At 53.8% G+C, this 10,950-nt stretch carries 9 protein-coding genes; 5 read left to right on the top strand and 4 right to left on the bottom strand.

The genetic code is table 11. The annotated features are described in order from the left end of the window. Positions 1 to 238: 238 nt before the first annotated feature. Together Q0L39_RS08590 and Q0L39_RS08595 are read right to left on the bottom strand one after the other, a co-directional pair. Positions 239 to 478: a hypothetical protein gene (locus tag Q0L39_RS08590; RefSeq protein WP_296628384.1), complete on the bottom strand. Its 240-nt coding sequence runs from the start codon at positions 476 to 478 to the stop codon at positions 239 to 241. 343 nt (positions 479 to 821) lie between these two features. Then, positions 822 to 2,204: a hypothetical protein gene (locus Q0L39_RS08595; RefSeq protein ID WP_296628385.1), complete on the bottom strand. Its 1,383-nt coding sequence runs from the start codon at positions 2,202 to 2,204 to the stop codon at positions 822 to 824. Between the two features lie 267 nt (positions 2,205 to 2,471). Between Q0L39_RS08595 and Q0L39_RS08600 the strand changes: the two genes are divergently transcribed. The 5 genes from Q0L39_RS08600 (at position 2,472) to Q0L39_RS08620 (ending at position 6,118) form a co-directional block, all read left to right on the top strand. Continuing rightward, entirely contained in the window at positions 2,472 to 3,011 is a 540-nt protein-coding gene (locus Q0L39_RS08600; protein ID WP_296628387.1) for an RNA polymerase sigma factor, read from the top strand. Continuing rightward, a complete protein-coding gene (locus tag Q0L39_RS08605; protein WP_296628389.1) occupies positions 2,998 to 3,540 on the top strand; it encodes a hypothetical protein in 543 nt (180 codons plus the stop codon). Before Q0L39_RS08600 ends, Q0L39_RS08605 begins: the two co-directional genes overlap by 14 nt. Positions 3,541 to 3,608: 68 nt before the next feature. After that, a complete protein-coding gene (locus tag Q0L39_RS08610) occupies positions 3,609 to 4,175 on the top strand; it encodes a hypothetical protein (RefSeq protein ID WP_296628390.1) in 567 nt (188 codons plus the stop codon). 118 nt (positions 4,176 to 4,293) lie between these two features. Then, entirely contained in the window at positions 4,294 to 5,124 is an 831-nt protein-coding gene (locus Q0L39_RS08615) for a hypothetical protein (protein ID WP_296628392.1), read from the top strand. Between the two features lie 142 nt (positions 5,125 to 5,266). Next, complete coding sequence (locus Q0L39_RS08620; RefSeq protein ID WP_296628394.1) at positions 5,267 to 6,118, top strand: undecaprenyl-diphosphate phosphatase; 852 nt, start codon at positions 5,267 to 5,269, stop codon at positions 6,116 to 6,118. 160 nt (positions 6,119 to 6,278) lie between these two features. Here the strand turns inward: Q0L39_RS08620 and Q0L39_RS08625 are convergent, their stop codons facing one another. Together Q0L39_RS08625 and Q0L39_RS08630 are read right to left on the bottom strand one after the other, a co-directional pair. Next, entirely contained in the window at positions 6,279 to 6,689 is a 411-nt protein-coding gene (locus Q0L39_RS08625; RefSeq protein ID WP_296628395.1) for a hypothetical protein, read from the bottom strand. A gap of 283 nt (positions 6,690 to 6,972) precedes the next feature. Beyond that, on the bottom strand, positions 6,973 to 10,950 hold a 3,978-nt coding region (locus Q0L39_RS08630), incomplete at its 5' end, for a PolC-type DNA polymerase III (protein ID WP_296628397.1).

Here is a 10,950-nt window from a genome sequence, read left to right on the forward strand (position 1 = left end):
CCACCTTTTGTGATTGCGGGCATGAGGATGGACGGTGTCCATCCTCCGAACTTTAGATAAAGGCAGAACCCGCATACCTGCTTTGTGCGTCACCCACCTTTTGTGATTGCGGGCATGAGGATGGACGGTGTCCATCCTCCGAACTTTAGATAAAGGCAGAACCCGCATACCTGCTTTGTGCGTCACCCACCTTTTGTGATTGCGGGCATGAGGATGGACGGTGTCCATCCTCCGAACTTTAGATAAAGGCAGAACCCGCATACTTTCTTTGTGCGTCACCCACCTTTTGTGATTGCGGGCATGAGGATGGACTGCGTACATCCCACGAACCTTGGCTGGAAATGCTAGTGCGGGTGATGACCTCTGTCATCAGCCTTTCGTTCTGTGCAGAAACTAAAGACGAACCAAACCAAAGTTTTTTGTCAGCGGAGCTTTGCTCGGTTGCCGAAGGCAATTTTGCCCAATCCTTCATGGGCAAAAAGAGCAAACTCCTGATTGAAAACTTGTTTTCAATTTGTGATTGCGGGCATGAGGATGGACGGTGTCCATCCTCCGAACTTTAGATAAAGGCAGAACCTGCATGCCTGCTTTGTGCGTCGCCCACCTTTTGTGGTGCGCCCATCCTCCGAACTTTGAAGAAGGTGTAGAGCAGCTCGGATTTCTCCCTTTTTTCCATTGTATCACAAACGTAGAATCAATACAATCTCTGGTTCTACAATTTGGGAAACATCTCCAAAAATTGCTCCTGTTTCTTGACTACTCGGCAGATGCACAAAAAAAGCACAGGGAATATTTTCCCTGTGCTTTTCTAACATGCTTGGTTAGTCCTCGGTCACACGCTCAAATTCGGCGCGCAGCAGATCGAGGTTTTCATCTCCGATCAGTGTATAATGGCGGATCACATCGTCTCCGCTTTTTACCAGCAGACTGCCGTTGCTCAGATCGACGCTGATGGTTGTGCCGCTGTCAAACAGAATGTCCGCATGGTATTCCGGACGGTTGAACATGCTGCTCTCCACCTTGGTCTTGCCGTTGACGACGTGAATCTGCTGCAGGAAGTAGAACAGATTCTGCGCGTGATCGCGGATCAGTCCCACCTTCTTGCGGCTGCCGCCGGTGGTGCTGGACACCTCCGCACTGTACAGCGCGTCATAGTCCATCAGTGCAAGATAGGCCGGAGTTGCCGAATATTTGCCGCTGATCTGGTCCACCGTCGCATAGAAGCTGTTGAGGCTGTCTTTGTCGCAGACATAAAACTCAGTGTTTGTTTCGGTGCGGTAAGCAAGGATGCCGTCCTCATAGAATTCCAGTGTATACAAGGTGCTGGTGTCGTCCGCAAGGTTGACAATGCTGATGCCCGAACGCATCTTGCCTGGGTTGACACTGCCCGACAGTGTATCGGTCACCTTCAGCTTGTCCAGTGCCTCCTGCAGCTGGGACGAGCTGCCTGCAATGTCCTGCGCTACCATGGCATCGGTGTTGATGGCAAGCAGGCGGGTCGCTGCGGCAAATTCCTCCGTCGCAATGGCAGGTGCATTTGCTTTGACGTCCTCCTCCTGCCAGCCTTGCAGCAGCGTCTTGACTGCGGCGATGTCCGCGGTCGATTCATAGGTCTTGCTGCCGGTGGACAGAGTGGTCTTGCTGCCCGAGAGTGTGGACTGATCCAGCTGGCAGCTGACTGCCGTGCCGTCGGACAGACTCAGGTTGATCGACGCGCTCCAGGTCGGATTCTGCATTCCCACCGACTGCTGAATGCTCATCAGCTGCAGTTTGTCCAAGGCGCCGGCAAGCTCGGTCAGCTTCTGCGCGTCCTCCACGCTCAGCTGATAGTCTGCCTCTCCATCCTCCTGAATGGTGATCTGTGCGCTCTTTGGCTGGGCGCTCGCTTTATAGGCTTCGGGCTCATCGTCCTCGGATTTCTCGTCAGACGCTTCCTTGTCCTCTGTTTCCTCTTTATCCTCGGTGGTTTCTTCTGTCTTGTCCTGCTCCTTATCCTGGCTCTGATCCGGCTGCTGATCGCTTTCCGACTCGTCGGCCTGGTCGACATCGGACGGTTCTTCTTCCACCTGTGCAGACGAGTTCGACTGCTGAATTTCCCCTCCAAAGTCTATGTTAAGGACAAACCTGGTAAAAATCGCAAGCAAACCGATCAACACCACAAATACAATCAGCGTTGTCAGAAGAACGATTTTTTTTCCGTTCATATCCTTTCCTCCTTGTGCATATTGTACGCGGCAAAATACCGCTGCTTTCTTCAGATTACACCATATTTTTTCAAGTGTCAATGTTGCGGAGGGCTTTTTCTGCTCTTCTTCACAAATTTTTCACGCTTGTTCGAGCATTTTCGATGTATAAAAATAATTTTAAAAATTTCAAAAATTTGAAGTGTCCCTCTTGCAAAACCCGTTATATCAGTGTAAGGTTTCTGACAGGCAGTCAAATCAAAACAAGAAAGTTGGTGAATACTTTGCATGACTCAACGGGAATTCAGTCAGTTCGTCAAACAATATGAAAAGCTGGTATTCACCATCTGTTACCAGTTCGTCAAGGATTATCACGAGGCACAGAACCTCTCTCAGGAAACCTTTCTTTCCGCCTATCGCCACATCGACGACTATCAGGGCGACAACTACAAGCCATGGATTGCCCGCATTGCCACCAACAAAGCCAAGGACTATCTGGGCAGCGCCTATGCGCGCAGGGTAATGCTTGCTTCCAGTGAGGAAAACTCGGTGGAAGCGATGGCATCGGTCCGGCTGACCGATCCGTCCGAACAGCCGGACGAGGCCTATATCTCGCAGGAAAGCTCGGGACAGATCGAACAGATGATCCGATCGCTGCATGAGCCCTACCGCGAGGTGTGCATCCTCCGTTTTCTGGAGGAAAAGGACACCCAGCAGATTGCGGACATCCTGCATCGACCCAAAAAGACGGTGGAAACTCAGCTTTATCGTGCAAGAACCATGCTGCAAAAACAGATCAAGGAGGTGTACAGCCATGAAAAAGAATGATGCGTCGCCGGCATCCAATCCGTTGTTTTCGTTCGACGGCCATCTGACAGATACTGCATTCAAGCTGCTGATGGAGGAAAAGCTCGATCCTCTGCAAAGTCTGGAGGTATCCGAACACCTTTCCTTCTGCGACCGCTGTTTGGAACGCTACACCGACATTTTGTCCGGTGTGCCGCTTTTGACCGAAGAGACAGACGTCCCTGCGACGGTGCGGCTGATCGAGCCGCCCGCTTCGCTGCACACCGGCATCATGCAGGCCATCCGCGACAAAACCCGCGTGATCTACCTGCACAAGTTCGGTTCCCTGGCGGTGGCCGCTTCGCTGGCGCTGGTGTTCTGGAGCGGCGGACTGTTTACGTCCACCCACCTGCCGTCAATGGGCGGGCTGGTCGACGGAGTGCGCTCCTCGTCCCAGACCATCCTGGAACAAACAACCGAACTCTCCGACAATATCGGTGATTTCTTCCGCTCGCTGCAAAATGACCTGCTCCGCTGGAAGTATCACAACGCTTCCCCACACAACGACTGATTTTCGGGCAACTTTGGCCCACGAGGATATGTTTCTTTATGGATGAATATGAATAAGGAGTTTTTGTTATGAGAAAAAGTAGAATCCTTACCTTTTTATTCGGTCTGTTCCCTGGCGCCGGACAGATGTACCTTGGATATATGCGCCGCGGCGTGTCGCTGATGTTCACCTTCTTCCTCATCTTTGCGCTGATGGGACTGCTGGGACTGAGCTTTCTGGCATTTCTGCTGCCGGTCATCTGGTTCTATGCCTTCTTTGACACCCTCAATCTGCGCTCGATGACCTATGAGATGCTCCCGCAGGACAGCTACATCTTTCCGCTGGACAGCCTCGCCGGCCGTCAGGTGGTCGATTTCTTCCGCACCCGTCATCTGCTGGGCGGCATCCTGCTGATATTGCTGGGCGTCTATATCCTGCTGCACACCTTCTTGCTGCCGTTCTTCTACCATACACTGAACATCAACCTCTATCCGCTGTTTGAATCGCTGCCGACCCTCGCAATTTCTGCCGTCATCATCCTGCTGGGTGTCCACATGATCCGCTCGGCCGTGCCAAAAGCTATCGACAGCGACTACGACAGCTACCAGGAATACCACTCCGACGACCAGGGCAGCACCTCCTCGTCGGGCAGCTGATCGCTTTTTCCCTCTGGCAAAAACGACCTTTGGCTGGGACAGACCGTCCGGTCTGTCCCTTTTTCTATTGGAAATCTGGTAAGCTGTGTCCATGTTTGAGAAAGCAAGGTGTATTGTGATGTTAAATCAGAATGAATGTTCAAAACAAAAATCAAAGCAGGAACAACCAGGCAGGCCTTCCACCGTTGTTCCGCCGCATCCGGCACAGACCAGGCCGGTGCGCCGCATCGGCACGATGACGATGGGACTGACGCTGGTGCTTGTCGGCGTTGTGCTGCTGATCTACTTTGTCCATCCGTTTAACCTCGTCTGGATCGCCCGATTTGCGCCGGTGCTGCTGATCGTGCTGGGCATCGAGGTACTGTGGCAGTACTTTGCAAACCGCGGACAAAACCTGCACTACGACTTTCTGGGCACCGTCTTCTGCGCTTTTATCATCTGTTTTGCCATCGGAGTATCGGCGGCCTATCCTCTCTTTTTAAAATACGGAAACAACTGGCGGCTGGAAGAAAGCCTGGACAGCCAGATCTATGACCAGCTTTATACCGAGCTGTCCGACCTGCCGATCTACTCGCTGGAGGTCAGCACCTCCCTGGTGAGTGCAACTCCTGAAACCCAGTCCTTTACCATCGCCGATCTGGACTCCATCGACCATGTCCGGCTGTATGTCACCCTCAAGGACATCCCTGACAAGCAGACCTTTGCCGTGCAGGTGCGCACCCTGCTCGACCGTCTGGAGGCGATGTCCTACCCGAATCTGATCGTCGAGGCAGAAGCATATTCTTCCGATGCCGAATATTCGATCACCCTGCGCGACCGCTTCATGATGAAGATGAGCGCACCGGAAATTGCCGAGGAAACCTACGTCGACCCGATCGAGGAAGAAACATACGTCAAGCAGGCGGCTGAGCCTACCGTGGGTGACTCATCGACAACACAAGACATGTAAGAAAGACAAAAAAAGACCGGTAACTTTCATGACCGGTCTTTTTTTTGCACAAACTGGAAAAGGATGAAAGATTTTCCTTCTATTTTTCCGACAGTTATGTTATAATATAAAAACACATCACAGAACAGGAGTTTGATAAACGATGGAGCAACTTTTGGAGATCATCAAAGTAATCGTGCTGGGCATCATTCAGGGCATCACCGAATGGCTGCCGATCAGCAGCACCGGACACATGATTCTGGCAGACACCTTTTTAAACCTCAACCAGCCCAAGGACTTTATGGATATGTTCTATGTCGTCATCCAGCTGGGTTCGATTCTGGCGGTCGTTGTGCTGTATTTTAACAAGCTCAATCCCTTTGCCCTGTCCAAGACCCGCTCGGAGCGGCAGGAGACCTTCCAGCTGTGGTTCAAGGTCATCGCAGCCATCCTGCCCATCGGCGTCATCGGACTGCTGGTGGACGACTGGGTCACCGAGCGCTTCTACAACCCGACGGTCATCGCCATCGCGCTGATTTTCTACGGCGTATTGTTCATCCTGCTGGAGAAGCGCAACCGCCGCGTCAAGCCGCGCATCCGCAGCTTTGACCAGCTGAGCTACCGCACCGCCGTCTGCATCGGTATCCTTCAGCTGCTCGCCATCATTCCAGGCACCTCGCGCTCTGGCTCGACCATCCTGGGCGCAATGCTGCTGTCCTGCTCGCGCTTTGTTGCGACCGAGTTTTCCTTCTTTATGGCGATTCCGGTCATGTTCGGCGCCAGCGCCTACAAGATTCTCAAGTTCATCCTCAAGGTCGGACTGTCCACCATCACCGCTGCACAGTGGGGCTTGTTGCTGCTGGGCTCGGCGGTCGCCTTTGTGGTTTCGCTGTTTGCCATCAAGTTCCTGATGAACTTCATCCGCAAGCACGATTTCACCGCCTTTGGCTGGTACCGCATTGCGCTGGGCGCCATCGTCATTGTCTACTTTGGCGCGCAGGCAGTTTTGGCGTAAAAAAAGTTTTACTCAATTTTTTCCAAAAAATTGCAGATTCCAAAGACAGCGTCTTTGGTCGCTCGTTGCAACGAGCGAAATATCCTACATAGAATTTGTCATTGAATACAGACAACACAAAAAGACCGCCTGCACAGGCGGTCTTTTTGTGATGCGGTAATCAGCTTTTATTAAAATTTCTCCGTCTTTTCAGCAGCTTGATGTCACCGGTGTGCCAGGATACAATCCTTTGCAGATCCTGTACATCCGAACGCACCTGACGCAGGATGCGCTCCATCTCATCCAGCTGTGCAAACCGGTTTTGCAGGCCAATCTGCCCTTCAAACAGCAGCTTGATTTTCGGAGTGATGTCGTTTTCGATGGCAATCTGCGTCTTTGTTGCAAGCGTTTCGACCTTGTCCAGCCGATCTTCTATCTTGTCAAGACGTTCATCCACCTTATCCAAACGCTCGTCTATCTTGTCCAGACGTTCGTCTATCTTTTCAAAGCGTGCATCCATCCTGTCGAGCAGCTGACGGTTATTCTGTTCTATCATCTGCTGTATTGCCTGCAATAATTCCATATTTTCCATAAAATCCCTCCTCCTGCTTTTCTATCTTTATTATATCACACTTTTGTCAGCCGTTCAATTCCGTATCAGCAAAAGGAATGGTCTGCGCAAGGCAGGAATACGGTTCTCATGGGACAGTGCTGAAAGAAGGCTCTGCCTCTTCACTTTTTAAAGCTATGATATTATATTAGGGGTTTCATCCCTGTAACCCCACAAACTTTTGTGTAGCAACTACCCGTCTTTACGGCGAAGGCGAACACTTTTCTTTTGGTTCTACCTTTTCTTTTAGTAAAGAAAAGGTAGACTAAAACAGCGTCATCTGGCTGGATTCAGGCAGGTCGCCGAGCGCGCCGCACTCCTTGAGCGTTTCGATCACCGTCTTGGACACGCCGGAGCGGGACACGATCTCGTCCATCGAGATAAACTCGCCCTGCTGCGCCGCTTCATACAGGCTGTTTGCCGCGGCATCGCCGACGCCTTTGAGCGAGCAGAACGGCAGACGAATCTTTCCGTCCTCGATTTGGTAGCGGGTGGCGTGGGAGCGGTACAGGTCGATGGGCAGAAACTCGATGCCTCTGCACAGCGCCTCCAATGCGATGTGCAGACATTCCGCCGTCTTTTTCTCCTTATCGCTTGCCTCCATGCCCTTGGAGCGCAGCTCCTTCATCCGCAGCTTGACCATCTCCTTGCCCTGGATGACCGTCGCGGCGTCGAAGTCCTCGCCGCGCACCGTAAAGTGCGCCGCATAAAATGCCAGCGGATAATGCACCTTGTACCAGCACAGCCGAATCGCCGCGATAACATAGGCTGCCGCGTGCGCCTTCGGGAACATGTACTTGATCTTAAAGCAGGAGTCGATGTACCACTGCGGTACGTCGTGGTCCTTCATCGCCTGAACGTGCTCGGCGGTCAGCTGTTTGGTCGCCTTTCCCTTTCGCACGATCTCCATGATCTTAAAGGACATCGACGGGTCCAGTCCGTGATAGATCAGATAGAGCATGATGCTGTCACGGGTACCGATAACCTCACTGATGGTGCAAGTGCCGTTTTTAATCAGGTCCTGTGCGTTGCCAAGCCATACATCGGTGCCGTGGGACAGACCGGAAATCTGCAGCAAATCGGAAAAGTTTTTTGGCTTACAGTCGAGCAGCATTTGCCGTACAAACGAGGTGCCCATCTCAGGGATGGCAAGGGTTCCGGTCTCGCACTCGATCTCCTCGGCGGTGACGCCCAGCACCTGAGGCGAAGTAAACAGCTGATAGATCAGCTCATCCGAGGTGTCCGCATCGCCGACCTTGGTGCCGGTCAGGTCCTCCATGTACTTGTACAACGTCGGCACATCGTGTCCGAGAATGTCGAGCTTTAAGATGGTGTCGTGCAGCGAGTTAAAGTCAAAGTGGGTGGTGATGATGTCCGAGTTGACGTCATCCGCCGGATGCTGAATCGGCGTGAAGTCGAACACCTCGTAATCGTTTGGCACGACGACCATGCCGCCAGGGTGCTGACCGGTCGAGCGCTTGACGCCGGTGCAGCCTTTGGACAGGCGGTTTTCCTCCGCCTTATGCAGCGTCTTTCCGTGCTCGGCAAGATAGTTTTTGACATAGCCGTAGGCGGTTTTGTCGGCGAGCGCACCGGTGGTGCCCGCCTTAAAGACGTGGCCGGTGCCGAACAGCTCCTCGGTGTACTTGTGCGCCTTGGACTGATATTCGCCCGAGAAGTTCAGGTCGATATCCGGCGACTTGTCCCCGTGGAAGCCCAGGAAGGTTTGAAACGGGATGTCGTGACCGTCGCGCAGATACGGCGTGCCGCACTTCTCACAGTTTTTGGGCGGCAGGTCAAAGCCGGAACCGACCGAACCGTCGGTGAAAAAGATGGTGTGGTTGCACTTTGGACAGCGGTAATGCGGCGGCAGTGGGTTTACCTCCGAGATGCCCGCCATGATGGCGACAAAGGAGGAACCGACCGAACCACGCGAGCCGACCAGATAGCCGTCCGACTCGGACTTGGAAACCAGCTTTTGTGCGATGACGTACAGCACCGCAAAACCGTGGCTGATGATCGAATCCAGCTCCTTGGTCAGACGGTTGGACACGACGTCGGGGATTTTGCCTTCAAACTCGTACCAGTCCTTGGCACGCTGCCAGGTACGCTGGCGCAGATCCTCCTCCGCACCGTCGATGGTCGGCGTGTAGGTGCCTTTCGGGAAGGGACGCACCTCCTCGATCATATCCGCGATGAGGTTAGTGTTGGTGACGACGATCTCATACGCCTTTTCCTTTGGCAGGTAGGAAAACTCGTCGAGCATCTCCTGGGTGGTATGTAAGTAGAGCGGCGGCTGATCGTCGGCATCCTTGAAGCCCTGTCCTGCCATCAGGATGGCGCGGAAGATGGCGTCCTCCTTGCGCATGAAGTGGACGTCGCCGGTCGCGACCACCGGAATTCCCAGCCGGTCGCCCAGCTTGAGGATGGTTTTGTTAAATTCCTGCAGCTCTCCGACGGTGTGGACGGTGCCGTTCTTCATCATGAAGGCGTTGTTGCCGATCGGCTGCACCTCCAGATAGTCGTAGAAGCTGGCGATGTTGCACAGCTCGTTGAAGCTCTTGCCGGCAACTACGGCGCGGAACAGCTCTCCTGCCTCGCAGGCGCTGCCCACCAACAAGCCTTCCCTGTGCTTAATCAGCTCACTTTTCGGGATGAGCGGACGCTTTTTAAAGTAGTTGAGGTGGGACATCGACACCAGCTGATACAGGTTTTTCAGTCCCATCTGGTTTTTGACCAGCAAAATGAGGTGGTAGTATTTGAGCTGCCGCGGGTCTGCGCCTACCAGCGCCGTGTTAATCTTCTCGATGCGGTCGATCTTTGCATCGCGGCGCAGATGTTCCATCATTTTCAGAAAGATTTTTGCCAGCACGGCGGCATCGTCGCAGGCACGGTGGTGATGGAAGTCTCCCACCTGCAGATGCTCCGCTACCGTATCGAGCTTGTGATTCTTTAAGCCCTTGTACAGCGAGCGGGAGATGGTGACCGTGTCGATGTAGGTATTGTTAAATCGCTTGTTCTGACGGGCATAGGCCGCGCTCAAAAAGGAGCAGTCGAAGTCGGCATTGTGCGCCACCAGAACGGCGTCCTTCGGACAGAACTGTTCCCACAGTTCGAGCGCTTCTTGCTCCTTGGGAGCGTCCCTGACCATGGCGTCGGTGATGCTGGTCAGCGCGGTGATCTTCTCTGGAATGTGGCGCTCGGGATTGACAAAGGTATTGAAGGTGTCGACGATCTCGCCGTTTCGCACCTTGACCGCGCCGATCTCGGTGATGCGCTCCTGATTTGCCGACAGACCGGTCGTCTCCAGGTCAAAGACGATGAACTCTCCGTCGAAGCTCTGCTTCTTCTTGCCTTTGACCGCGGCGACCATGTCGTTGACAAAGTAGGCTTCCAGACCATAGATCATGCGGAAATCGTCCCAGCCCTCCGAGGCATACATCGCATCGGGAAAGCCCTGCACGATGCCGTGGTCGGTGATCGCCATGGCGCGATGGCCCCAGGAGTGCGCCAGCTTTGCAAGGTCCGCCGAACCGTTCATTCCGTCCATGGTGGACATATTCGAGTGCAGGTGCAATTCCACCCTCTTGACCGGTGCGTCGTCGGTCTTTTTCTTCTTTTTGACCATGGTGATTGCCAGCGGACGGATGGTGACGTCGTGTTCATACTTATCGAAGGCAGCGTCGCCGCGGACGACGAGGGTATCGCCCTCGCGCAGCTCCTCGATAGCCTCCTTTTTGTCGCTGGCCTGAATCACCTTGAGGGTGTTGGAGCTGGTGTAGTCGGTGATGTCGATCGAATAGATCTCCCACTTGCCGTCCTTGGAGGTGACGCTCTCCTTGCGGACGATGTCTCCCCAGACGGTGGTCAGGCCGGTCTCGCCGGTGACCTCACGCAGCGGAATCGGATGTTCCTTGATCGGCTTGCCCATGACAACGATGGCGCTGTCCTCCACAAACGGCAGGTCGTCGCAGACAAACTGCACCTTGCCTGCCTCCTTGGAGATGCCTTCCTTTGCCTTGGATGGCTTCGGCGCATCCTTCGGACGGTCGAGCGCCTTTTTCTGTTCGGGTGTGATGGTCGGCTGACCGATGATCTGCTGATACTCCGGCTGGCTTTCGTCGAGAGACAGCACGCCGTCAAACTTTACCTCCACCGCCATGCCGTACTGCTCCGAGATGGCGCGGCAGATGGCCTGGTCGCATCCGCTCTCCTTGATGAGATTGTAGCCGCCGTGGCGCAG

The sequence above is a fragment of the uncultured Negativibacillus sp. genome (genome assembly GCF_944388365.1).
GTDB lineage: Bacteria > Bacillota > Clostridia > Oscillospirales > Ruminococcaceae > Negativibacillus.

Coding starts and splice junctions, on each gene's coding strand:
- Q0L39_RS08605 (WP_296628389.1), top strand. CDS start 2,998: ATGAAAAAGAATGATGCGTCGCCGGCATCCAATCCGTTGTTTTCGTTC.
- Q0L39_RS08625 (WP_296628395.1), bottom strand. CDS start 6,689: ATGGAAAATATGGAATTATTGCAGGCAATACAGCAGATGATAGAACAG.
- Q0L39_RS08620 (WP_296628394.1), top strand. CDS start 5,267: ATGGAGCAACTTTTGGAGATCATCAAAGTAATCGTGCTGGGCATCATT.
- Q0L39_RS08595 (WP_296628385.1), bottom strand. CDS start 2,204: ATGAACGGAAAAAAAATCGTTCTTCTGACAACGCTGATTGTATTTGTG.
- Q0L39_RS08600 (WP_296628387.1), top strand. CDS start 2,472: ATGACTCAACGGGAATTCAGTCAGTTCGTCAAACAATATGAAAAGCTG.
- Q0L39_RS08615 (WP_296628392.1), top strand. CDS start 4,294: ATGTTAAATCAGAATGAATGTTCAAAACAAAAATCAAAGCAGGAACAA.
- Q0L39_RS08610 (WP_296628390.1), top strand. CDS start 3,609: ATGAGAAAAAGTAGAATCCTTACCTTTTTATTCGGTCTGTTCCCTGGC.